Raw genomic sequence first — 25105 nt, forward strand, 5'->3', positions numbered from 1 at the left:
TCCGGTACGCGTCGGCTTACGTCCCGCCAGTTGCTGCTGGATTAGCGCTCCCGGTCCGTTGTAGGGGCAAAACAGGTATTGATGCTTCCGGAAAGGTTCTGGCTAGGAGGCTGTCGTAGGACGACAGCAGTCAGTCGCAATCGGCAGCTATTGGCATAAACCATACTGGTGAACTCGGTGCCACTGAAGCGCTGGGCTACCTCAACCCTCGACCACCCAGCTGCGTAACTCGTCGAAAACGGCGTCACTACTAACCAGCACACCCGCCAGATCAATGCTGAAGATCGCCAGCTGAACATCCGATCCATCGATTGTAAGCTTTTGACGAAGCCCAGGGCTGACACCTTCCATAGCCGGGTAAATTAAAGCCAAATTCTGGCATTGGTATCGCAAGGCATAACTAACAAGCTGATAAAGATCAGCCGAGGCAATGCCTAACTTGCGCTCTTCAGGGCTCAGGATCTTCCACTTAGCATCGGCAATAAGAACCACCTGCGTGCCCTTCAATACAGAAATATCAGGCCGCAACTGAAACACTCCTGTCCCCACCTGATTGGTAGCAAGAAAACGACGCGGCCCCTGCGGCTGGACCTGCAGTCCGTTGAAAGTGCGGCGCGCCCTCCAAGTGACGTAGCTTTCAAAAAGTCGGTTCATGTCAAACATTAACGCCAGAGCAGGCATACCACCTGCAGTAACGTTAGGATGCAAACCACGCAGAAATTCTGCACAACGCTTGAAGATTGGCTGCCAGCGCTGATTGAGCCGATCGAAAACCAATGCGTCCACCTGCTCAGGCGTAAAGGTACGATTTGATGCAGGTGCCAGGTGCGCAAGTAGCTCATTTAGCCCACGCTTAATGGCCGGGTGATGAGTTCGATGCAACAGCATGCCCACCACATAGCGCAGTACCTGGTTGTATGGATTGTCGATATCGAACTCATCGAAACGGCAATGTATACGCTGAGGCGTGAAGGCATTGAGGCGCACCTGCCTGACCAGATCGATACGCCCGCGCACGGTTGCCAACTCATCCTCCATCGGAACATATCGACGGATCAGCCCAAGTTGCATCTGCTGAGCGACCATGCCGCGAAAGTGCTCGATGAAGACATCAAGCAATGCATGTCGCTGTTGACCTAGCGTCGCCTCCCCAACCTGTTGCGGCGGCAGTGCCCCGGTCACCTGCAACAGACGCACCAGTACCTGTTGGCAACGCAGCACGTCGCGCTCCTGGCGGGCGATCTTTGGGAGCACCTCGATTGTAAGCTCTCCGAGCTGAATGACCCCGCAAAACTGGGTGAACTTTACAGCAGCCCGTCGCCACTCAAGCGCACGCGCTGGCAGAGAATCAGCAAGCCGTTCTAGAACAGCTGCTTGGTGCACATTGAGTGCCTGACCACCTCCAGATCGAATGGGCAACCACTCGTGCTCGAGAACCATCATCAACGTCATACCAGTGGCTCATAAATCTTGCGGATAGCCTCCGGGGTGATTTCATCAGGCGCACAAATCTGAAAGCGCTGCGTCTCTGGCAAGCCATCTTCCAGCTCGCCAAAAATATCGATCGCTGAGTCCGTGAACTCGCGGACAATTTGCAACTCAAGGGGAGCCTTTACATCTCCAAATATCAGCCGAATCCGCTGCCAGTCGTTATAGAAGGTTTCCTGGAGGAGCGGGATGACTTCCCGAAAAAGCACGCCCCGTAGCCCTTGCATGTCTCGAACACGAGTAAAAAAGGCATGGCCGATGGTCTGATCCCGATGCAACAGGTAGGAAATGCGGCGATTAAGCGTGTCTAGCAGTGCTCGTAGGTTCAGCACACCTCCCTCACCATCCGGAATATAGCCATCGCCCTGCGCCCCAGAAATCACTAACGAGTCTGGCATCAGCTCGCGGAACTGAAAGCGCCGCCGCAATGCCGCATCCAGCAGCGCAATTGAACGATCCGCAGTGTTCATACTGCCGTAGATATCCAGATTGCGCGGCACCCCGAAACTTTCCCCGGAGTAAGGCAGCGTCAGCTCCATACCATCGAGTAAACGGCCGTCCGAGTCATAGTGCGCTCGCTTATCGACCTCGATCAGCGTGATCAGCTCACCCAAAATCTTGGCCACATTTCCGCGATTGATCTCATCGATAAAGATCGCATAGCGATGTTGGGGATCTTTCCTTGCACGCTCGCACAGGCGTTTAAAAACACCAGGCTTGACCTCATAAATAATCCCCTGCCCCCCAGCCGCGGGTTGAGGGCGAATCCCTTCGATAAAGTCCTCATAGCTGTAAGACTGGTGAAAAGTGACAAATTCATAACGCTTGAATTGCTGCTCAGCGGCGTTATGAGGCCCCCTCTTGATCAGCTCTGCACGTTCGACCCACTCAGCACAACTCTCCTTCCAGTCCCCCGCAAGGATCCAGTTGCCCTGGTGATCCCTGTCGAATACATACGGCGCTCGTCGCGCTGATGCGTCTCGTTGAACGGTTGTCGAATCCAACACTGCATGACTCTGCAAAGCCTCCCAACAGGTAGACCTCAAACTGCTATTACCCGCTCTGAACTTAGCCTTGGCGAGAAAATAATCATGCTCAAGAAGCTGGTTAACATTCGCTTTGCCATCCAGCAAATACAGCGTCATGAAGAGGACCTGCCACCAGGCAGCATCTTCCACGTTGACCCCAACCCACTCCGCCGCTGTAAGCTTGCTGACTGGATCTTCATACATGGGAAGGCGTGATCTTAGGCTATGCGTCTTGCCAGTACCGGGCGGGCCGAAGAAAATTAGATTTCGAGCTGGTTCAACGAGCAGCGGCTTGCTGCTGCGAGGCTGCGCAGGCGGAGCAGGTATTGCCAGTGCACTCCAGCGCTTCATGAGTGCAGCAGCAGCTTTAGGCTTGACTTCGATACCTGAGGACTGGGGGTTCCATTGCTGATCGTCGACACCCAAAGTTTTCAGTTCACTAAAAGGAACATAGCTATCCTGGTGGGGATCACGCAGATCAGTGATATGGATATCTACGTAATCCAGCATGCCGCCCTGCGCAGCTTTCGCCTCATCCCAATGAGCATCCTGATAAGGGCCATTTACGATGCTGCCACAGGCGATGATGCCCTTCGCTTCTACACCCGTGCGTAGCAAAAACGCAGAGTCTCCGAGCTTCATCTTGCTGCAGGAACAACTCCAGCGAATGATCAGCTCGCCACCTTCCAATACCTTTTGACGATCCTGCGCAAACTGACTCCAGGCATAGCGGGATGGATTCCAACTAAATAGCCAAGTACCAGGCTGAGGCCGCCAGCGCTCAAGCCAGGGGCTCTCGTAAAAATCCACCTCTGGACCACTGCTCGCCTCTGCAGTTTGGCGAATCGCCAGCAAGCTCTGATCCAAGTTGATCAGAGACCAAGCCTTGACCGTGGCGACCGGCAGCTCTTTGAACGCAGCCACTACTGCGGCCTTATCATTCGGACTCGCCATCCGCTCAAAGGCTTCAGGGAAAAGCAGGTGTAGCATGATATGCCGCATCTGCCGGCCACGAGCCCATGGCTGAGCATCCAACCATTCTGCAAAAGCCCAAGGTTCGCTTAGATATCGCTCCCGCTGCCCCTGAGGCAGCATATTGAAAGCGTCGACCATCCGGATCAACCAAGTTAACTCATCGGCGCGATACCGATTGAAACCCTGCCCAGCCGATCCAAGCCCCGAAATGACCTCATCAGTCATTAAAGGCTGAGCAACTGGGAAATCGCTTCCGGACCAGCTCCACACGAACTCAATATTCTCGCGCTTCTTACTCGCGCTCACATTGCTCTGGAAAAGCATTAGCACCCAGAGCATTTCCGCCATCAGCTGAATAGCCTCCGGCGAGGCCTCAGCCAGCTGCCCTTTGAGCTTTTGCAGAAATACCGCAGAGGACTCATCAGGACTCTCTACGAATCGCTGCCGCAACTCATCCAGTAGGTCAGCCGTCCAGCGCGGACCGACTGCAAAGAGTGATTGTCCACTGATGAGGCATTCCTGCTTCCACTGCTCGAAAGCGGCAAAGATGGGCATTGCATTGTGAACGGGGTTGTAACGCGACATAACACTCCTTTATTTCAACGCTCGCTCTCGATTGCACGCGTATGATCAAGCTGGTTGCACGACAGCCAACACTTCCCTCGCACCTCGCTCACCGGCTATAGAAGCCCCATAACACCGGCTGCCCTTGTACATCGCCCGCTTCCAGCTCGACCACGGATGAAGCGTCTGCGATGGCGCGCAATTGCTGCATGACCAGATTCACTTCGTTTTTCCCTTGTGCGCTCATCTCATCCCTCATTTCAATGCTTCGAAGCGCGAACAAAAAACTCAGAGGCAAGCCGCTCATACTCCGCCATTACCCGTACCTGAGTCCGGTACTCGCCGAACGCGGCCAACTCCTTCCGTTTGAGGCCTGGGAAGGTGACGGAGGGGTAGTTCTCGGGCATGACGTTTTGCGGATCGAGAATGTAGAGCAGCTCGTCGCGATCCAGACCATAGAGGTGGGCGTAGTAGGCGTCGAGCTCACACTTGAGCTGGTGGCGGCGGTCCAGATTCCAGGAGAACGGCTCGCCGTGGTAGCCCATATCCTCCGCAAAGGGCTTGAGGTCGTGAGCGGTGTAGGCCAGTTCCAGTACGCGCGGGACGATATAGTTCAGGTCAGCCTCACTATAGGCGTCCGGGGGCAGCGTTGTGACCTGCTTCTTGACGTGGTACTTAAGGTGAGTGCCACCGATCTTTTGCCTAGCCACGTAGTCATGAACCAGTGAGTCCTGGTCGGCCAGCAGACAAGCGACCTTGCGTCGATCCGCAACCTTCGGGAACATTAGCAGGAAAGTATCTCCCACGGCCGCCAACGGAATTACCCCCGCAATCACCGTCCGCTCATTCGTGGCATTTGTAATATCCCGCCACCCCAAAAGATATTTCGGACAACGTCCCCGCAGCAACTGCTGCCCCCAGCGCAATGCCGTTTCCTTATCCTCATGCAGCACCCCGGACAGCAAGCCATGCAGCTCCTCTGCATCCAGTGGCGAGGCGGCATGCAGGGCTTCGGCGGCCAGGACGTCACGATGAGTGAATAGATCCTTGCCGCGGGCTGGGGCGAAGCGCTCCGACAGCTTGTCCACTACCGGAAGCTCCTCCGCCATCGCCGCGCCCAGCGCCCACTGGCCGAGCAGCTCGAAGGCAGTGTCCAGATCACCCTTGTTGTAGGCCTTGACTAGCCCCTCCGGTGCGGTGCTGGTACGCAGCACCACCTGCCACTCCTCCACCCAGTAGCGCGGCAGCGGCAGGCAGTCGGGCTCCTGCTTTTCAGCATCGGTCATGTCGTGAGAAGTCTCGCCATCGCGCTCGTAAGTGGCCCAGCGGTGGTCATAGTGATGAACCATCTTGGCCTCATAGAGCGGCTGGTAGCGCACGCCATGCAGGGAGATAGTGTTGCCCTTGAGGATGCCATCTTGCTCCATCAGTTCTACATAGTTGCGGAACAGGTGACTGGCACTGGTCATGTTGAACAGCCCTTGCGAGAACGTGATGCCCCACGGGTTCTGCGGAGTATCGCCTTCTCGCATCAGCACGGGAAGGCGCCGATAGATCTTCTGGGTCAACTCGGCATCAGCGCGGGACCGGAACACTGGGCAGGTCAGAGTGTTCGGATTAAGTAGCGCGAAGTCCTCCGCAAGCAAGCTGAAGCGACGTTGCGAATCGTTTAGCTGCTCGGTAGTAGTCGCGAAGAAAACGAGATCCGCTTTGGCCGCTTCATCCCCGAGCGTTAGGAGTGAAAACTTGACTCGACTATCCACAGCAGCGAATAGTTTAGCTCTGTTCTCGAAATCCAAGAGAGAAACCAAGCGCTTCTTGCTGGTGATATGGGCGAAGTAGAGCTTATTGCCGTCATCAGTTGCGATGCCCGTTGGAACGATTACTCCGGCACGCCCCTGCTTGCCGATCATGTACAGCATCTGCTCAGCAAACAGGCTGTAGAGATTGAGCTTACCAACAGCCGTCATGTTGAATCGGCCCGAGCCACGTGTGAAAGCATTGCTCGCCTCGATCGACTGCTGCTCATCCAAATATTGCTGCCATAAATGAGGATTCTGCGCCTTCAGAGCGGCAATAGCTGCCTTACGCTTGGCGCCCGCCAGAGCGGCCACCTCTGGTGCGCGGGAGGCAAAAAATTCTTCCTCGGACAGCTGTGAAACGTCCCACGGCGGATTACCCAGCACTACATCAAAACCACCCTGCTCGCGCTCGAATACCTGTGGAAACGCCAATCGCCAGTGGAAGAAACGCTGACGTCGGGCAATGCTCTGTACTAGTTCGGCTATCTCAGGGTCAATCTGCCCTTGATGAGCGGCATTCAATGTTTGGTTGGTGGGAATCAGCTGCTCATGCTTTGCATTCTTGGGCACAAAGAACGCTGCTGTATATAGATCCTCCAACAGCCGCACCTGCTGAGCATCGTCCCCCCGCTGCGCCGCCAGCCAGGCTGCCTGCTTTGCAGCGACCTGTTCTACAGTATCTTCCGGCAAGGACTCCCAATTGCTAGCAAGGACGCCACCCATACGCAGACTGCGCGCAACTTTTTTGGCCACCTGCTTGTTCAGTTTTTTCGCTGCGCCTGCAATGGATTTATCATCACCAGTTAGCGCTTTGTAGGCGTCATCCGGAATGCCCGCCTCCAATACTGCCGGATCGAACACACCAATCAACGCGTTACCGCACTGGATGTGCGCATCGAGAAAACCCAACGGTTTTCCTGGTTCCAGCGCCTCCAGCCACAGCGCGGTCTTGCAGAGCTCGATGGCCATCGGGTTGAGGTCGACGCCATGAATGCAGTGCTGCACCACTTCACGCAGAGAGTGGCGATACTGCTCTTCTGTGTACTGGTTCCCTTGAGCGTCCAGCTCTGCCACTTTCGCGGCCAAACGTCGGGCTGCCGCGAGCAAGAAATGGCCGCTGCCACATGCGGGGTCACACACCTTGATCGACAGCAATGCGGCGCGCGGCTGCTCGGGGTTAGCCTTGAGGCGCTGCTCTATAACTGGCACAAGCGCGGACTGAATCAGCTCCTGGACCAGACTGTCCGGGGTGTAATACGAACCACTGGTTTTACGCGCATTACCCTGATCACTCTCACCTTCAGCATCGCCGATAAAACCGAACTGCCAGGGTGAAGTCGCCGGATTGACGCGCGGGATAAGTTCAAGCAACGATTCGTACACCGAACCCAGTTCCTCGGTATCCATGTCCCGATAATTGATACGAGTGGCGCCAGTTTTCCGTTGTACCCAGGTCACGGCGCGAATGGCGCTTAGCAGCGCCTTGTTGTCGAGCTGGGCTGTGTACAGGTCCGGGCATTGGTCGCAGGCGAACAATCCACCTAGCGCGGGCAGTCCAAGCAGAGGCTGACCACTGTGCAAGGCCGTAAAAGTGGTACTCAGAGCCTGCCAGAGATCCGCATAGCTGTCGTAGTAGCGCCGTTTGCGTGCCCGCTCGCGCAAGAGGCTTAGACTGTAACCTTGGACATACAACCAGCGAGTCTCTGCTGTAGCGGTAGCCGGATCGTGCAGTATGTTGCGATCCTCAGCGGTGAGCAGGAACAGCAGGCGATAGACCAGGCGTAGCAACTGTTGAAAGTAGGCATTCGAGCTGAGCTGCCCACTGGTCAGCATTTCGCGTAGCACATGATTGGCCGGATGAGCGACAAAGCCTGTGCCCAGCGCGCGCAGCGCCTGCTCCACTCCGGCTCGCAGTTGCTCGCGCGCTCGCTCGCCCTCTTCAACTGCCTGCTGGCGCCACTGTTCCAGCCAGCACTTTGCAATTTTTCCGTTTTGGGATACGAAGCGACTGCCATGCAACGTTAACCAGAGCGCAACAAAATCGGAGTACAGGTCGTCTTCGAACAGGCGGGCCAGGTCCACTTCGACAAAGGCAGGGCGCGTCATCGATGGATTATCACGCAGAATGCGCAGAACCAGACCGTTACTCACGATGCCCCAGAGTGTCTCAGGGCTAGCGTTCAGATACTCCTGCAGTAAACCTTGGGGCGAGCGACGGCGGCCCTCATCACCGAAAGCCGGATGGCTCATATCGAGGCTGAAATCAGGGCTCGTCAGTACCAACGGAATATGGGCTACGCGGCGGGGCTCGTGACTGACGTTATCACCCAATGCAAAGCTGGAGTCGGCCGAGTCCTGCACGACAAAGCCTGCCTCGTGGGTCAGTGGAAAACGCCGCTCTCCCATACAGCGTAGATTGCGGCAGGGTTGCAGATCAGTGAAGGCGAACACATGCTGCAGTAAGGGAACCAGAAAACCCTCTATAGCCAATGTAGTTCGGTCTGTATCTTGTCGTTGGCGGGCTTCGTTGAATACCTCCCACTCCGCCTTGGCGATACGCCAGTAACGACTGATCTCATCGCGGAGCTTCAGTGTGCGATGCAGACCATAATCTGTGCTGCCTTGCCCTTTGAGCTTGAGCTCGCGCACGGCATTAAGAAATTCGCCGGGGAAAATACCGCCTTCGATACGCAGGCTGTCGAATTCGCGGTGGGTAGTGCGGGTCATGGGAGGATTTCCATTTCTAGCTTGCCGGCCTTGGCCGGCAAACGATCATTCATTGCTGTTGGGGCGCTTCAGATCAGTCGAGCGTCCGGCATCAGCACGTATAAGCCGACCACATCAACTGGCAGCTGCGGATAAACGTCATAGGTACCCTTAGCTTTGGCGGCATCACGCACTCGACGGTGATCTTTCAGTAGCTCGTTGGCACGCTGACTAGCAATCTCGTCGAGTGCCAGCTGCCAGGTCTGCACCTGCTGCAAGGCTTGTTCAACCTGGCGCTGGCGCATCTCCGGAGCCATGTTGCGGCTCACTGGCTGCTGCATCAGCGTCAATACCTCCGACGGGGAAATCACTTGCGGGGCGTTTTGCCCGCTTACGACAACCGCGATGGCCTCCTCAGCCAGCAGCTCACGGCGCTGGCTGGCACGGGTCATTGTCAGTTGGGTTCGCAGCCGCACCAGTAACACAGTGGTCCGAATACCAACCGCTTGGGTGAACCAAGCCCCTGCTCGACTGGCAACTGCATTGCCATCCCCTTTTAGTGCTTCCTCAGCCAACTGATCAGCCAACCCAGCCACTAGTGGATGCGTGCGGTGTACATGCTCCGCTGCGCCTGCCGGCGGGTAGTTGAAATCGATATTGCGTAGGTTATCGATACCCGACTGGGCCAAACGCTCACGCAGCGACTCGGGTAGTTCGCCGTACGGAAGACGCATAATTTTCTGGTACTGCCCTAGCGGCGCTTTCAGCGCCTGACAGGCAGCGGTAACGAAACGACGTACATCCGCCTCGTTGCCCAGCACCTCGGACATGCGTGCGAACTCTGGGATCACGTCCTCTGGCTTGAGTGCCCGTTGAGCGAAAATAGTTTGGTTGCGGCGCGCCTTGTCTTGGGCGTTCTGCCATTTGCTCTCAAGGTCGTCCTCGATCGACTGTTGACTGTCGAAGCCAAAATCCAAAGAAAAGTTGTGTTTCATCTCATCACGAGTCATCAGCACCGTCTGCATAATGGCTTGGCTGATGCGGGCTTCGTCCTCAGGCATTGGTACAGAAATGCCCAGCGCCTTGCGGATGCTCTCGGCCTTACGAATGATGACTTGCAGTACAGCACCGTCGACCGGATTGTCTTCGCCATAAAGGGTCATTGCCCTCACTTTGATTGCGCGCTGGCCAAAACGATCAACACGGCCTTCACGCTGCTCGTGACGAGTCGGGTTCCATGACAGGTCGTAATGCACGACAGCATCGAATACGTCCTGCAGGTTGATCCCCTCGGAGAGACAGTCTGTGGCAACCAGAATCGACGGCTTATCGATGTCACGTAGAGCGAGGATCTGTTCTTCACGCTCGCCGGGACTTAGCTCACCGGTGACACTTACTACTTCGTGCTCTTTGAAAAGTGGCTTTAGTGCCGTCGCCACGTAGTGAGCTGTAGCGATGTAGCGACAGAACACTACCGGCTTGTAGCCTTGTTTGGTTAGCGCCTTGATCTCGACGATCAACTGCTGCAGCTTGGGATCGTTATCACCGGCCAGGCCATCTGCCTTACTCACTAATTTGCGCAGACGCTCAGCATCCTCGCCGACCACCGCACCGGGCTCAATATCGTCGGTCGACAGCCCCAGCTCACTGGATCCATCAAGTACGGTATTGATGCCCATAGCCTCGATATCGGCTAGCTGGTTGGCATCACTAAAAGCCCCATCAGCTTCGGCGCGTCTGAGGCGAGTCTGCAATGCACGCACAGCGGCGGCAGGCGATGAAGAAATACACCTCAACAGCGCGAGCGCTGCCCACCAATTTAGACGCTGGTGTAGCGTACCCAGTCCTTCAGACTCCCGAACCAACTCGCGAGCGTAATCGAGTACTTCGTTGAAGAGCGCACCCCAGGTGCCACTGAGCTTGTAGGTTGACTCGGCTGTTTCCCGCTGCGGAAAGCTGGTGCTGTCCTGCCATTCACTGATGTCAATGCGGCGGCGTTGAACCAGGTGATCACCGAGCTGCTTATAAAGAGGGTGGTCGGCACGGGGCACATCCTTCAAACCCACAAATGCCGGATTCAAAAGGCCGAGTAGGTTGTAGTAAGCGTCCTCGTTGCCGCTGTGGGGAGTGGCGGTGAGCAGTACTAGGTGACGCTCGGTATTATCGGCCAAAGCACGAAGCAGACGGTAACGCTGATGTTTGCCGCGGCTAATGCCTTCGGCACAGGTGTGCGCTTCGTCGACGATAACCAGCTCAGGACAGGCGTTCTGAAACTCATCGCGACGCCGGTCAGACTTGATGTAATCGAGGCTGACCACAGTGAATGGGTATTCCGTGAAAATCGAGGTGTGAGTCTGCAGACCACGCTCCAATCGCTCGACAGTACCAGTTGTTACCACTTCTGCGCGGATGTTGAACTTACGCTGCAATTCGTCTTGCCACTGCTCACACAAGTGTGGCGGGCAAAGCACGGTGAAACGCTGAATCTCACCCCGATCAAGCATTTCCCGTGCGATCAGCCCTGCTTCAATGGTTTTACCGATACCGACATCGTCAGCGATCAGAAGGCGAATCACTTCGTGCTTGAGCGCCATCAGCAGCGGCACCAACTGGTAGGCTCGCGGCTCGACATTGATGCGCCCGAGCGCGCGGAACGGGCCAGCTCCAGCGCGCAGTTTTAGCAGCAACGCATCGCGCAAAAGCAAAGCTGAGCTCTGGGTGCCACGTTGAGCTTGGCTGGCATCAGGCAACGGAAAAGTAGCAGGCTTGGGCGGGTCTCGTTCAAGCAGCGCGTGGATGACGATCACATCGTCCTCCGAACCACCGAGTGAGCGCAGGTGCAAGCGTGGCCCGTCGGATTCGGGTAACACAATCCATTCACGCCCGCGGGCACTCACGATGCTGCCGGGTTGAAACTCCTGAAAAGCGCTCATGCGCGAATATCTCCAAAAATGTCCGGATAGCGGCGCACGACATCGGGCCAGCAACTAGTATCACGGGTAAAGCGAATAACGGTGAAACCTTGATCAGTGAGATCGTTAGTCAGCCGCTCATCAAAAGCACGCTGCCCGAGCTGCTCATGGTGAGGGCCGTCGATATAGATCAGCGCTAGGGTTTCCCGGTAGACAAAATCGGGGCGAGTCTGCTGTCCTTCCAAGTAATGCTGGGCTAGATCTGGCTTACGCAGCTGGTGCTGTTCAATGAAGTCCAGCCAGGCTTGTTCCAGACTGCTGGCGGACTGCTGGCGCAGATTAGCCATGTGATCCTCCCCCTCACCATTGAGGTGACCGACCTCCAATGTGCCCTCCGCCAGTGAGCAAAGCAGATTAGTGACTTCGCTGAGCTTGCGATCCAACAACTTATGGTCAGGCTGGTTGTAATAACTGAGCAGGCAGCGATAGCAGGCGGCATCGCAATCCTCGTTGGAGTTCTCCAGCGTCGCAGCGGACCAACTATCGTCAGGGCTACGGTAGTGCATGATCTCTAGTGCCCGACGTGCCACGCGCGGAAGGCCTGCAGGATCCGTAGCTAGGCGAGTGAGGACACCGGCCCCCCCCTCAGCGGATTCGTAGAATAACATGCTGTTACGCTCATCTCGCCCGGGCAGCGGTTCAACCATCAGCTCGCTTTCCTCAAGCTGAAACTCTGCTTCAATCCCACGCTTGAACGCATATTGCAGACTTGCCATTGCGCTCTCTTCAAGCGGACAGGCTGGTTTGATTAGCAGAATGTTGCGGCGGTCTTCGACAAAGGGAGAAATGCGCTGGGCCTGGATCTTGTCGAGCTCTGCGTTTTCATTCTCATCTTTAGGGGCTTGCTCATCGTTGCTCCAGTAACCACTCACTGGATCGATTTTAAAGCCGTAGATTTCCTCATCTTTGCGACGCCGCCAGCCCAAATTCATGCGCCACACAGTGGCGGCTGGTGCATATTGAAGATCCAGCAGTGGTGATTCGTTCTGCAGCATCAGGCTGCGGACCACCTTGGGCACCCCGTTCTCTTCCTGGAACTGCAGCGTAGTACGCACTTCATAACCCTGGCGCATACGCTCTTCTTCATCGCAGGTGATGCGAGTGGCTCGCTGGGTACTGACGTTCTCAATGCGGAAAAGGTTGTTGATGACCTTCCCACCGACCAGGGGCGCCTGGCAGGACAGGCATTGCTCATAGTGACGCTGATTGCGGAAGTGACCGTAACCGCAAGCCGGGCACAGCAGCGCCTCTTCGGTGACGATCCGCGCGTCGTTGGCGTCCTGGTTGCGTACGCCGAGGATCACCCGCTTGACTCGGTATTGACTGCCTTCGTGGTAAATCAGACTCAGCGGCCCAAACTCAGAAATGGCCAGGAAACGTGGACGGGACAGCACACTGTCGCGCCCCACACCTCCCATGCGTCCAGGAATGAAAGCAGAAAGTGGTAGGCGCGGGAAGTTGTAACCGGGCAGGAAGCCTTGACTGGCTAGATAGCGATAGGTCTCGAAGTCCGAGTGGCTGCCGCCGCTGGTTTCTAACAATAGGTTGTGCTGAATCATCGCCTCGCGATGTCGGCGCTCGGCAATCTTACGCTCTTTCTCGGGCGCAGCTGGATTGGTCATGATCGCACTGGCTTCGTCAATCTGTCGGCGAGTAGAGGCGTAGAGATCACGCCAGCGCTGCAAGGCCTTGTCGAAACGCAGGTACGCAGAGCCCAGCTTGGCGTTCAACCATCGCGCAGAAGCCTCCTCAACCGACTTACCACGATCCAGCCAAATTCCCTGTGCAGTGGCCAACTCGGTTTGGAGCATACCCAGCAATCTCGTACCACGTCGGCTAGCGCGGGCGAGGGCATCTTTGTTACCCAGGGCGACAACATAGTCATCGAGCAATGACATATCACTGGGGTTTTCCATATCCAGCATGGTGTTGATGGTCGAGGGTAGCTTGCAGCCTGTCTCTGCCAGCCAGGTGGCAAACAAGTGGCTTTCAACCAGGTCCTCATTGGCCAGATCGAGTGTCGGCGGGCTTACCTCGCCGTAAACCATACGCCGGGGCTCCTGAAAGAAGTACTGGTCGTGCGGGCTGAGGGCAGCGCAATAGGTAATGATCAACGCTGGCTGACCGGAACGGCCTGCCCGACCACTGCGCTGGGCGTAGTTAGCTGGGGTCGGCGGAACGTTGCGTAGGTAAACGGTGTTGAGCGTGGCAATGTCAACGCCCAACTCCATAGTCGGTGAGCAGAACATGGCTCGCAGATCACCTGCACGGAAGCGCTCCTCTCGTTCCTCGCGCAACTCAGCTGGCACCTGCGCAGTGTGTTCACGAGCTTCGAGCGTAAACAAATCCCGCTGCTGGCTTTCCAGCATGTCGGCCACGCCGTTGTAGAGCTGCTGGAAGTAGGGATTGCGACTGACCGTCTGATTGAGCAGATCAGGCTGTGGGTTCCTCTCACCAAGGCGCCAGAGCAGCGCCTCACCGAGCACTTGATAACCACGAACTCCTCTCTCAAGCTCCACGCTCTCGATCAGCCCGTAGCTCTCGACAATGTCCAGCAAATCCTGGATGAACTGTGCGTAATTGGCTTCCTTCAGTGGTTCGTATTGTCCACCCTCCCAGAACGAAGCACTCTTCACGACCTGCCCAAATCGGGTACGAAGCCCTAAAGTCACAGTGTTAAGATCTTTGCGCGGCTTGCTGATTGTGACGTAACCAGCTTCGGCGAGCTGCTCGTCCTCAGTGAAAGCCCAAGGTTCCTTGAGATGCTGTCGGCACTTGTTCTTCCACTCTTCGAGGTTGTAGCGGTCGAGGTAGCGCGTCTTGATGCATAGGTTGCGACGCATGACGTCCAGCAGCATTTGAACCAGCTTCTGACGCACGGCTGAGCTAGCCAGTGCTAGCATCGGGTGTACCTGACGCTCACCCGACGATCCCGGACTGGCCGTTTTCTGCCAGCGTGCATCATCGCTGCACAGAGTCGGTAGATCCTCATACTCGATGCGGAGCAAATCGAGCTGTTCCAGATTGGGGTTGTTAAAGCGCCACCCGCGGCGAAGGTCGAAATACAGCCGATAACCTAAGATGTTGCGCATGGTTTCTTCGGCATCTCGGCGCAGGCGCGGTGCGACGTTGCCGGGATTCTGCAGGTATTCACCCCGGATCAGCGGGTCGTCGATGGCAAAGCCGAGAGCATGAAAGACCTGTTGTGTGATCTGACTGTCACTGAGTGGATCGTTGCCACGCTGGCGCACACAGCTAAACAACGCGCTACGCATCAGCAGGATCTGCAGAAAGTCGTTGAAGTGCCCTGCCTGCAGAGAGGCATCCTGGCGGTTGTCAGTAAAACCAAGCAATTTACGTGCGTCGGCTGCCAGATCGCTTTCAGCTCCCAACATGTAGCGCAGAGCAGAAATGCTCAAGATTGTGGTCGCCGAGCTACGCCCCTCACCAGAAAGACCGGATAAACGTGTCCAGTCTCGACCGCGTGACTGGTTGGCGCCGCAGCCCAGGCAAAAGCGGAAGCTGCCGGGAATGAACCAGCTACGCACTCCCTGCAGGTGGCTCTGGCCATTACTGGCGACAAACACCTCCTGTGGCTGGTACTTACGGTAGGTCGACTTGATACGCGGCTCCTTGCCGGCCAAGTCTAGCCAGTTTTCCGGGTAGTTTTCGAGGTTCTCCCCATCCCAGCTGCGCTCAGGATCCATCATCAGGAAGCCGTGATTTACGTCCTCGTCGTCGTGACTGGTCTCCTTAATACTGCGCGGTGCGAAGGCACGTTCTCCTTCCTCTATCTCGTCCCAGACCGGGTAGTACTCCTGCCCACAATTGCGGCAGAAATGCACGCTATAAAAACGCCGGTCACGCTCCCCGGCGACAGCGAGCTGACCGGACAAGTCGAGCTTACGAACTCCAGGGGTTTCAAGAGTAGCGAAGAGATCGGCAGCGCCAGAAACGAACTGATGGAGGCGGAAAGCAAAAAGCGGCTTACCGTTTACGTCTTTGCACTGATAAGCCGCTAGCAGGAACTCGGATAGATAAGTACCGCAGTGCTCACTCGACACGCCACTGCACTCGGCAAGGCGTGCCGCTGCCTCCTCGATACTCAAGGGTTTGGCACGGACCCAGCGGCTCTCGGTATATGACAATCCAAGAGTCAGCTCAACCCAAGCAGAAATCGGATGCTCACGCAGACTCTTGAAGTCGGGGTTCTGAGGCACGCCAGCGCTGATCGCTTTAGCCAAGGTGGCTGATGCAGGAATGTCTGAGACCGGCGTAACCCGCTGAAGAGTTTCAATGATGATATTTTCAGGTTTGACTGGGGCACCAAAAATCTTGCTTGCGACCTCCGCCACCACCTCATTGCGCTCTGCAAGCGAACCTTGAGTCGACATCGTGGCCGAGGTACCAATACACAGTAAATTGCTGTTGAGACGCTCGCGCACCCGGCGAACCAACATCGCAACATCAGCGCCCTGACGTCCGCGGTAGGTGTGAAGCTCATCCAGGACAAGGAACTGCAAGCCATCTGCTGCCCCCATGATCGCTCGATCTTGCTCACTCTGACGAGTCATCAGCAGTTCGAGCATCATGAAGTTTGTGAGGATGATGTCCGGAGGATTCACGCGCATCCGCTCGCGCTCTTCGGACTTCTCCTGGCCCGTATAGCGACCGTAGGTCACCGGGCGTTGGCCCTCCGTATAGCTGGCCAGAAACTTCTCCAACTCCTCGCACTGACTATTCGCCAACGCGTTCATTGGATAAATAATGATCGCCTTAATGCCCGGTTGAGCGCCCTGCTCCTTGGCCTTGAGAATCGCATCGAAGATAGGAATGAAGTAGCTCAGCGACTTACCTGAGCCCGTACCGGTGGTTAGGACATAACTCTCACCAGCCTGGCAGCGACTGATGGCTTCCTGCTGGTGCTTATGCAAGCTGGCCGGTACTCCGGGGTTTCCGCCCTCCTTGCCGAAACGGAAAATATGAGCACATTCCGGATGCAAGATGCGGCTGGTGACCAGTTGCTCCACGTTCTGGCCGGCAACGAAGAAAGGATTGACCTGAATGAGCGGAGACGGCCAGTATCGCCCAGTACCGTACTCGGCATCCAGATAGTTGCGGATATCTTCCGACCTCGGATTGGTGAAGCTGCGAGCAAACTGCTCGTAATCACGAATGACCTGATCGCGAAAGCTAAATGCATCCACTTGATGCGCTCCTTAGGCTCAAAAGCTAGTGGGACATCAGCCCCTTATATCAATGCCACATCTTAACTGCCCAGGAATCACTGCGCTTGGATATGTCACATCGCCACGCCCAGAGCAGATCAGGGTAAGACCAGGCTGGCGAGTTCGGATTGAGCAACCGAATCCGCATCAAACCAAGACGATACCGACGCCAGGCCTTTGCGCACGCTCAAGCGCTGACTAATCCTTACCCGCCGTGCTCTGGTCAAGGAAATGATGCAAGCTTTCATCAAGAGCATGGCCCTGGCTGAGCTCTGGCTGATTCCGTTCATGTACCGACTGGTAATGGTTTCGGCAGCGCTCTTCATTTTTCGTCATACCTCACCGATGCTTGAATACCGCTCCACCGGCGGAGACCATGAGATGAGCCACAAGCAGCGCCACGGCATCCTGAGTTCAAATCCAGCGGCTGGTTTTCCAAAAGGTATTCCAGAAAATAAAAACAACGGACTTTTTGTATATATTTTAGTCAGATGGGTAATCATTTCAGATCCCCCCGGCCCATCAACTGCAGCGGACCTGCAGTCCCGGACACGCCGACCTGCTAGGAATCAAACGTTTTTTGGCCTAGCCGCCAGTAGCAAAGAGTATGACTACCCCACCTGCCCCATAAACGCATCGTACGCCGCTACCGGCAAGCTGATCCCCTCACAAACCGCACGAGCATAAGCTTGCTCTTTCCCCTTCCCCGGCAAGTAAACCCCCAAGGCTTCAAGCCGAGCCATCTGCTCGCCCAGCCTTAAAGCAAAGCACTCATCCAGCAACCTGGGAGCAATACCAACCACCAGCATCCCAGCCCCAGGGGATTCACTACCAGCACGAAAATCCGCTGCATCCAGCGACCAATTGGCCCCCGTCACCCCCGCCGCAAGCACCTCAACCATCAACGCAATATTGGCCCCACGACCGCCCCCAAACGCCAGCAACGTCCCATGCAATGCCTCTCGCGCGCTGCGCGTTTCATTCCCTTGTGCATCAACCGCCCAGCCTGCCGGTATCACCTCCCCCGCTTCAGCAGCCCGCAACAGGTTCACGTAGGCCGTGGCGCTGCTGGCTTGGTCAATCGCCAGTAACCGCCCCGTGTCACTGGCGGCGGCAAATGCGATGGGGTTGGTGGAGTACAGCGGCCGGCTCTGGCCGGCCACGGTGAGCAGCGGTGAGCCATTGGTGAACGCCAACGCAACCAGCCCCTCCCGCGCCAGGCGACGGGTGTAATAGCCCAACTCGCCGCAGGTGAACGCGTTGAACTGCGCAAACAGGGCGATACCCAGTTGATGCGCATTGCTGCACAGCGCTGGGAAGGCGCGATCGAACCCCAGTTGCGCGATGCCTCGGGCGGCGTCGCAGCGGATCATGGCCGGCGCGACCTGGGTCACGATGGGCTCGGCAGCCGTGGCGATTCGGCCAGTGGCAAAGCCGCTGAGGTAGTCAGGCAAATGGCCGAAACCAACTTCGTGTTGGCCATGGGCCTGGGCTGATACGGTGGCGTTGGCAAGCGCCGTGGCCACGGCGTAGCTGGTGCCGTGGGCCAGGCAGAGCTGCTGTGCGAAGGCGGTGGCATCGGTCAGCGACAGGCGCTTTTCGGGTTTGTCGTCGTCCATGGGGGCTTCGGTGCTCTCGGAGTGTAGGTGTGCCGCAGCCTCAGAACCTGCAGGGGCGGTGTTAGCCGCGAATGAACGATAACGCGTCATTCCTGAGAGCTCGCGGTGCGTTCATTCGCGGCTAAAGCCGCGCCTACGGGATTTGATTGTCTTTACTGAATCATCCTGGGCTCACCCACTTTTGCAGCCTCGCGGTCCAGGCCAAACGAGGCGAGGATTTCTGCGATTTCGCCCGAGGCGTGCAAGGCCTGGATGTTCTTGCCCAGTGCCTCGCCCAGGGCTGCGTTGGCCTTGGTGTACGGGAAGGCGCTCTGCCCAGGCTCAAGCGTGGCCTTGACCCGTTGATCGGGCTCGGACACCTTGATGCTCTTGCCGGGGTAGCCGCCCTTCTGCTGCGAAGACACGGCCACCGCGAAGCTGTCCGCGCCAACCTGGATGCGCCTGGACGCCAGGTCCTGGGCCATGGCCACGGGGTTCGGGTAGAGCACCAGGTTATCGCCAAAGGCTTTCTTCAAATCGTCCACCCACAGGTAGCCCTGCACGGTGCCGATACGCTTGCCATCCAGTTCAGAAATCTTGGTGTAACCCTCATCCGAAATGATGCCCATCACGTCTAGGTACAACGGTGCCGACAAGCCCAACGCCTTGCTGCGCTCTGCCGTGCGATACCAATCGCCAATGCCGACATCGGCGCGCTTTGCCACCACTGCCTGGACGACGGCTGCCGTGTCCACCACCATGGTTTTGACTTTCAGGCATTCGCGCTCGGCGATGCGCTTGATGATCTCGCCGTCCACGCCGCTCAACTGGTTGTTCGGCCCGGGTATCGAGTAAGGCGGGAACACATACGCCGCCACGGTCAGCACACCCGGGGTGATGGTTTCAAACTGGTTCGCGGGGGTGCATTCGGCCAGGGCGTACGGGGCGCCGGCCAAGGTCGAGCACAAGAACATCCAACGGGTAAAACGCTTGAATGAGCGAGTCATGACGTCACCTTTGCAATAAGAGAGCAGCAGCCGAAATCGGCGCGAGTGGATTTGTTGTTATGGCTGGCTGGGGGCCAGTCTTTTTTCCAGCGCTGCCACACCCAGGGTCGCCGGGGCGCAGACAGCGGCATACATCAAACCGGCCAGTATCAGCACCGGCATGTACTCGAACGTGGAAGAGCCAATGGAGGACGCCCGGCTGACAATTTCTGGCAGGGCGATGGTGAAACACAGCGACGAGGCCTGGAACATCATGATCGAGAACCCCAACAGCGATGGCAGCGCCACCCGCAAGGCCTGAGGCAGGATCACAAAGCGCAGCGCGTCGAACCGGTTGAGGCCGATCACTTCGGCGGCCTCGGTTTGCCCTGCGGCCACCGACTCGATGCCACCGCGAATGATTTCACTGGTGTAGGCCGCCGTGCAGTACGCCATGGCCAGCGCAGCAGCCCAGAACGAGGTCAGGGTGAGGTTGACGCTGGGCAGGCCAAAGTAGAAATACTGCAGCAGGATCAACGCCGGTGCGCCACGCCCCAGTTCCACCACCACCAGGGAGGGGTAACGCAACCAGCGGCTCGGCGACGAAACGCCCAGTGCCAGCAACAGCCCCAGCACAACGCCCAGGCCCAGGCTCACGGCCGTGACCTGCATCGACAGCACAAAGCCCTTCCACAACTCCGGCAACCATTGCATCCACATCGTCAGCAGTTCGCTCATCGGGCAATCCTCTGTTTCAACGTGGCCGACAGCCAACGAGAGAACAAGGCCACTGGTACGCTGAGCACCAGGTACACCACCGCCGCCGCGCTGTAGACGCTCAGGCCCTGAAAGGTTTGCTGTGAAACCTGGTAAGCCTGAAAGCTGATTTCACCAACGCCAATCGTCGAGGCCACGGCCGAATCCTTGAGCAGGCCAATGGCGTAGGTGGCTGAGGTGGGAATGGCGATACGCACCAACTGCGGCAACACCACATCGAAAAACCGTTGCGGCGCCGACAGGTTAAGCACATAGGCGGCTTCGAACTGGCCGGCGGGAATGGCCGCGAACGCACCGCGGTACACCTCGGACATATGCGCCGCCGTGATCAACCCCAGGCCAACCACCGCTGCGGTAAACGGCGACAGGCTGATATAGCCGCCACCGATGCCGAAGAAGATGAAGAACAGCCAGACAATCGGGGGGATTGAGCGCAGGGTCAGCACCAGCATGGCAGCCAGAATGCTCAGCACCTTGACCCTGGACATGCGCAGGGCACAGATGGGAAACCCCAGCACTACGCCGACACAGAATGCGAGCACGGTAACGGCAATGGTCCAGGGTATGCCGTTCAACAGCATCATCAGGATGTCTTTCATCAGCGATTCCTCACTGCCTGGAGGAACTGGATCACCCGTTCATGCTCGGGCTCGCGCATCACTCGCTGGCTCGGCCCGTTTTCGATGATGCGCCCGTCAGCCATGACCACCACCCGGTCGGACACGGTTTCGGCGAAGTGCATCTCGTGAGTCACGACAATCATCGACATGCCTTCGCCGGCCAGCTCTTTCATCACCGCCAGCACCTCCAGGCCCAACTCGGGGTCCAGCGCCGAGGTCGGCTCATCGAACAGCATCAGCTCAGGGTCCAGTGCCAGGGCGCGGGCGATGGCGATACGTTGCTGCTGGCCACCAGAGCAGCGCGCCGGATAATGCTGGGCCTTGTCAGCCAGCCCAACGCGTTCGAGCAGTTGCAAGGAGCGGGAGTCGGCTTCCTTGGCGCTGCGGCCCAAAGTGCGGATTTGCGCCAGGCTGACGTTGCGCAGCACCGTCAGGTGCGGGAACAGGTTGAACGACTGGAACACCATGCCAATGCGCCGGCGCAACTTCAGCAGCTCTGTACGGGGCAACGCCTTGCCAGCTTCGATGTGCACGCCATCCATGCTGACCCGCCCCTTGGTCGGCGGCTCCAGTTGGTTGATGCACCGCAGCAAGGTACTTTTGCCCGACCCACTGGGGCCGATAATGGCCACCACCTCGCCCTTGTTCATTTCAAAACACACGTCGTGCAGAACGGGGTAAGGGCCAAACTGTTTATGAATGCCTTCCAGGCGCAAGAACGGTTCGGCGCTGGCCACCGGGCGCGGCGCCAAGGTGGGTGCGCTTTCGATCACGGTCATACTGCTCATGGTTTTGCTCCAGCTATCGATCGCCGTCGACCAAGGGTGTGCGCGAGAGTTTGATCGGCCCGTTGGCGCTGATCAGCACCTGTTCTTCGAGCTTCACCCCTTCCCCACCGCCTTGCTCACCGATGTAGCTTTCCACCGACACCACCATGTTTTCCTCGAACAGGCCGTCGTACCCCCACTCGGCGAAATCCACGGCGTAGGCGACGCTGGGGTACTCGTCCACCAGCCCGACGCCGTGCAGCATCATCATGTAGCGGTTGTGCTCGAAGCGCTGGGGCACCGGCCAGCAGCGCTCGGCGAACTCGCGAAAGGACAGGCCCGGGCGCAGCAGTTCGACGTTGTGGTTGATCTGCTGCGAGGCGATGTCCAGCAAGTCGCGTTGGGCCATGGTCGGCGCCTTGCCGGGGCAGATGAAGCTGCGCGAGATGTCTGAAAGGTAACCGCCGGGCCCGACCATGTCGGTGTCGAAACAGACCATTTCACCAGCCTTGATGACCTTGTCGGTGGCGTCCTGAAACCACGGATTGGTGCGCGGCCCGGAGCTGAGCAGGCGGCTTTCGGCCCACTCTCCGCCGTGCGCGACGTTGGTGCCGTGCATGATGCTCCACAGCTGGTTTTCAGTAACCCCCGGCACCAGGCTTGTGCGCATCCGGGCGATTGCCAGGTCGCACACGCCCATGGACACCCGGTGGCTGGCCACTTCTTCAGCCGATTTGATCAAGCGTGCCTGCTCCATCAATGGCTGCGCATCGAACAGTTCGATGCCTTGGTGTGTCAGGCGCTGCGCGCCCCAAGGGTCGCAGCGGTCGACCGCCAAGCGGCGATTGCCGCCACCGTGACGGGCCATCAGGTCCGCCACCTCCTGTGCCCAGCGCTCGGCTTTTTCCTGCACGCGGGGGCCGGCGAGGAAATACAGCCAGGGAATCGCCGGGCGAATTTCATCGATGGTTTCAACGTGCTCGCTGTTGTGCCGGCTGCTGGTGAACTCGAACAGCACCACCGGGCCGTCGGTGGCCACGAACACATAGCGGCTGGGCGAGTGCATCACCCACAAACCAAGGTTATTGGTGTCGGTGGCATAGCGAATATTGATCGGATCGGCCAACAGAATGCCGGCGTAATCCTGGGCGCGCAGTTGCTCGCGAATGCGCTCCAGGCGGTAATGGCGCAAGGCTTTGCGATCGATGGCGGCATACGCATCGAGTAACGCCGTGTCGACCGGCGCGATGGCATGTTCAGTGACCTTGGCATCGCTGCGAAAGCGCAGGTCGCGTTCGGTTAACGCCGTGAGCAGCTCAATGGAATCAGAACCCGTTTGCATGCAACAACCTCCGCTGAGTCAGACCAACTTTCGGGGCAGTAACTAAAAGGTTTCTAAATCTGGTGACGGCTGTCTTTATTGTTGTGGGCGAGATGCGGCAGCTAGAGGTCCTTGACCAGCCGCAGGGCATCGTAGATGGCCGCATGGGTATTGCGCGACGCCACTGCATCACCAATGCGGAACAGCTGGAAGCGCCCTTCGGGGTTGCTGAGAACATTTTGCGGCTTGCCGACAATCAGGTCCATGTACTCCAAGGCACCTTCGTTGCTGGCCAGGGGCTTGAGGTCGAAATACAGCTCGTCCAGCGGCCGGGTGCCGTGGTTGACCACCACCTGATCCACCAGGCGCGTTTTGGTCAGGTCGCTGTAATCGGTGCCGATCGTGGCCAGCAATTGGTCGCCTTGTTTCTCCACGGCCTTGAGCCGGTAGGTGACGGTAAAGGTGGTGTCCAGGTGCTGTAACGCGCGCATGTAGGGCACCAGGTTCATGCCCATGACTTCTGGCGCGAACGAGCGGTCGGGGGTCATGATTTCTGTCTTGGCGCCACTGCGGGCTATGAATTCGGCGGCTTGCAGGCCGGCGTGGTCGCCCGCATCGTCGTACACCAGCACATTGCGCCCAGGCTTCACGTCGCCGGAAATGATGTCCCAGCTTGAAACCAGAAACTGATTGCCATGCTCCAGCACTTCGGTGTGCGGCATGCCCCCGGTCGCCACGATCACCACGTCGGCGTTTTCATCGAGCACAATCGCGGTGTCTGCCCAGGTATTGAAGTGGAACCTCACGCCAAGGCGCTCGCATTGCGCCATGCGCCAGTCGATGATGCTGATCATTTCCTTGCGCCGCTCGGACTGTGCGGTCAGGCGAATCTGCCCGCCGGGTTTGTCCGCCAGCTCGTACACCACCACCTCGTGGCCGCGCTCGCCTGCCACACGTGCCGCCTCCAGGCCGCCAGGGCCGGCGCCGATAATCACCACTTTGCGCTTCTGCACAGCCTTGGGTATTTCATGAGGCATGGTGGTTTCACGCCCGGTCGCGGCGTTGTGGATGCAGTAGGCCGCGCCTGCGTTGTAAATGCGGTCCAGGCAATAGTTGGCGCCTACGCAAGGGCGGATATCGTCTTCACGGCCTTCGATGATCTTGCGCACGATGTGCGGGTCGGTCATGTGCGCGCGGGTCATGCCGACCATGTCTACCAACCCCGAGGCAATGGCATGACGCGCCGTGGCCACGTCGGGAATTTTTGCTGCATGGAAGGTCGGGAAGCCGGTCAGCGTCTTGATTTCGCCGGCAAAGTCCAGGTGCGGGGCATTGCGCATGCCCTGGATCGGGATGATGTCGGTCAGCCCGGCGTCGGTGGCGATGTTGCCGCGAATCACATTGAGGAAGTCGATCATGCCACTGTCTTTCAACAGTTGAGAGATCTGCAAGCCCTCCTCTTTTTGCAGGCCTCCGGCGAGCACTTCGTCCCCGGTGTAGCGAATGCCGACAATAAATTCCGGGCCCACGCGTTTGCGAATGGCCGTGAGCACATCGAAGGTGAAGCGCAGGCGGTTTTGCAGCGAGCCGCCGTACGGCCCTTCCAGTTCGTTGGTCAGTGGCGACCAGAACTGGTCCATCAAGTGGCCGTAGGCTTGCAGCTCGATGCCATCCAGGCCGGCGGCCTTCATGCGTTCGGCGGCATCGGCATAGTCGCGAATGATGCGGTCGATGTCCCACTGTTCAAGCTGCTTGGGGAAGGCGCGGTGTGCGGGTTCCTGATTGTGGGAGGGCGACACCACCGGTAGCCAGTCGCCTTTGTCCCAGCGGGTACGCCGGCCCAGGTGAGTGAGCTGGATCATCACCGCTGCACCATGTTCGTGGCACTCGTCGGTCAGGTCTTTCATCCAGCCGACCACTTCGTCCTTGTAGGCCAGAATGTTGTTGAACACGGGTGGGCTGTCACGGGAGATCGCGGCGGAGCCTGCGGTCATGGTCATGGCTACGCCGGCTTTGGCACGTTCAACGTGGTAGGCACGGTAGAGCTTTTTCGGCATCCCGTCTTCCGGGTAGGCCGGTTCGTGGGAAGTGGTGATGATGCGGTTGCGCAGGGTCAAATGCTTGAGGCGATAAGGCTGAAGTAGCGGATCGTTTTTCATATCGGTCTCGCAAACAGGTCATCAGGCACGCCGACAATATGCCCCTGTGTACACAGGTGTCAATACTCTTGACGATGGTGTACATTTGCCACAAAGCGCACATTGAAAAGGGAA

14 protein-coding genes are annotated in these 25105 nt (G+C 57.8%); 1 reads left to right on the plus strand and 13 read right to left on the minus strand.

Annotated elements, in window-relative coordinates:
* Positions 1–201: 201 nt before the first annotated feature.
* The 6 genes from ACZ889_RS00545 to ACZ889_RS00570 form a co-directional block, all read right to left on the minus strand.
* Positions 202–1452, minus strand: a complete 1251-nt coding sequence (locus tag ACZ889_RS00545) for an McrC family protein (RefSeq protein ID WP_476257103.1) — start codon at positions 1450–1452, stop codon at positions 202–204.
* A complete protein-coding gene (locus ACZ889_RS00550) occupies positions 1449–4076 on the minus strand; it encodes an AAA family ATPase (protein WP_476257104.1) in 2628 nt (875 codons plus the stop codon). Before ACZ889_RS00550 ends, ACZ889_RS00545 begins: the two co-directional genes overlap by 4 nt.
* 88 nt (positions 4077–4164) lie before the next feature.
* Complete coding sequence (locus tag ACZ889_RS00555; protein WP_476257105.1) at positions 4165–4302, minus strand: hypothetical protein; 138 nt, start codon at positions 4300–4302, stop codon at positions 4165–4167.
* Positions 4303–4315: 13 nt separating this feature from the next.
* Complete coding sequence (locus ACZ889_RS00560) at positions 4316–8584, minus strand: Eco57I restriction-modification methylase domain-containing protein (RefSeq protein WP_476257106.1); 4269 nt, start codon at positions 8582–8584, stop codon at positions 4316–4318.
* A 68-nt stretch (positions 8585–8652) separates the two neighbouring features.
* Positions 8653–11496, minus strand: coding sequence for a helicase-related protein (locus ACZ889_RS00565; RefSeq protein ID WP_476257107.1), 2844 nt, complete (start codon positions 11494–11496; stop codon positions 8653–8655).
* Positions 11493–16742 (minus strand): DEAD/DEAH box helicase, encoded by a 5250-nt coding sequence (locus tag ACZ889_RS00570; RefSeq protein WP_476257108.1) that lies wholly within the window; start codon positions 16740–16742, stop codon positions 11493–11495. The genes ACZ889_RS00565 and ACZ889_RS00570 overlap by 4 nt, the downstream gene beginning before the upstream one ends.
* 255 nt (positions 16743–16997) lie before the next feature.
* Between ACZ889_RS00570 and ACZ889_RS00575 the strand changes: the two genes are divergently transcribed.
* On the plus strand, positions 16998–17450 hold the full coding sequence (locus tag ACZ889_RS00575) for a hypothetical protein (RefSeq protein ID WP_476257109.1): 453 nt from the start codon (positions 16998–17000) through the stop codon (positions 17448–17450).
* Here ACZ889_RS00575 and ACZ889_RS00580 read toward each other — a convergent pair.
* The 7 genes from ACZ889_RS00580 to ACZ889_RS00610 form a co-directional block, all read right to left on the minus strand.
* A complete protein-coding gene (locus ACZ889_RS00580) occupies positions 17375–18382 on the minus strand; it encodes an Ldh family oxidoreductase (RefSeq protein WP_476257110.1) in 1008 nt (335 codons plus the stop codon). The genes ACZ889_RS00575 and ACZ889_RS00580 overlap by 76 nt on opposite strands.
* A gap of 152 nt (positions 18383–18534) precedes the next feature.
* Complete coding sequence (locus ACZ889_RS00585; RefSeq protein ID WP_004576158.1) at positions 18535–19368, minus strand: substrate-binding periplasmic protein; 834 nt, start codon at positions 19366–19368, stop codon at positions 18535–18537.
* 57 nt (positions 19369–19425) lie between these two features.
* Complete coding sequence (locus ACZ889_RS00590; RefSeq protein WP_004576157.1) at positions 19426–20085, minus strand: amino acid ABC transporter permease; 660 nt, start codon at positions 20083–20085, stop codon at positions 19426–19428.
* On the minus strand, positions 20082–20723 hold the full coding sequence (locus ACZ889_RS00595) for an amino acid ABC transporter permease (RefSeq protein WP_319006444.1): 642 nt from the start codon (positions 20721–20723) through the stop codon (positions 20082–20084). The genes ACZ889_RS00590 and ACZ889_RS00595 overlap by 4 nt, the downstream gene beginning before the upstream one ends.
* Positions 20723–21532 (minus strand): amino acid ABC transporter ATP-binding protein, encoded by an 810-nt coding sequence (locus ACZ889_RS00600; protein WP_476257111.1) that lies wholly within the window; start codon positions 21530–21532, stop codon positions 20723–20725. Before ACZ889_RS00600 ends, ACZ889_RS00595 begins: the two co-directional genes overlap by 1 nt.
* 13 nt (positions 21533–21545) lie before the next feature.
* Positions 21546–22853 carry a M24 family metallopeptidase gene (locus ACZ889_RS00605; RefSeq protein WP_014592431.1) on the minus strand — a complete coding sequence of 436 codons (1308 nt, stop codon included), beginning with the start codon at positions 22851–22853 and terminating at the stop codon, positions 21546–21548.
* 101 nt (positions 22854–22954) lie between these two features.
* Complete coding sequence (locus ACZ889_RS00610) at positions 22955–24991, minus strand: NADH:flavin oxidoreductase (RefSeq protein WP_266031217.1); 2037 nt, start codon at positions 24989–24991, stop codon at positions 22955–22957.
* Positions 24992–25105: the final 114 nt, after the last annotated feature.

It is taken from the genome of Pseudomonas sp. TE3895 (assembly GCF_056278855.1).

Bases quoted from the DNA above. Each gene is read 5' to 3' on its own strand.
- ACZ889_RS00545 (WP_476257103.1), bottom strand. From the start codon at position 1,452: ATGACGTTGATGATGGTTCTCGAGCACGAGTGGTTGCCCATTCGATCT.
- ACZ889_RS00550 (WP_476257104.1), bottom strand. From the start codon at position 4,076: ATGTCGCGTTACAACCCCGTTCACAATGCAATGCCCATCTTTGCCGCT.
- ACZ889_RS00555 (WP_476257105.1), bottom strand. From the start codon at position 4,302: ATGAGCGCACAAGGGAAAAACGAAGTGAATCTGGTCATGCAGCAATTG.
- ACZ889_RS00560 (WP_476257106.1), bottom strand. From the start codon at position 8,584: ATGACCCGCACTACCCACCGCGAATTCGACAGCCTGCGTATCGAAGGC.
- ACZ889_RS00565 (WP_476257107.1), bottom strand. From the start codon at position 11,496: ATGAGCGCTTTTCAGGAGTTTCAACCCGGCAGCATCGTGAGTGCCCGC.
- ACZ889_RS00575 (WP_476257109.1), top strand. From the start codon at position 16,998: ATGCAAGCTTTCATCAAGAGCATGGCCCTGGCTGAGCTCTGGCTGATT.
- ACZ889_RS00580 (WP_476257110.1), bottom strand. From the start codon at position 18,382: ATGGACGACGACAAACCCGAAAAGCGCCTGTCGCTGACCGATGCCACC.
- ACZ889_RS00585 (WP_004576158.1), bottom strand. From the start codon at position 19,368: ATGACTCGCTCATTCAAGCGTTTTACCCGTTGGATGTTCTTGTGCTCG.
- ACZ889_RS00590 (WP_004576157.1), bottom strand. From the start codon at position 20,085: ATGAGCGAACTGCTGACGATGTGGATGCAATGGTTGCCGGAGTTGTGG.
- ACZ889_RS00595 (WP_319006444.1), bottom strand. From the start codon at position 20,723: ATGAAAGACATCCTGATGATGCTGTTGAACGGCATACCCTGGACCATT.
- ACZ889_RS00600 (WP_476257111.1), bottom strand. From the start codon at position 21,532: ATGAGCAGTATGACCGTGATCGAAAGCGCACCCACCTTGGCGCCGCGC.
- ACZ889_RS00605 (WP_014592431.1), bottom strand. From the start codon at position 22,853: ATGCAAACGGGTTCTGATTCCATTGAGCTGCTCACGGCGTTAACCGAA.
- ACZ889_RS00610 (WP_266031217.1), bottom strand. From the start codon at position 24,991: ATGAAAAACGATCCGCTACTTCAGCCTTATCGCCTCAAGCATTTGACC.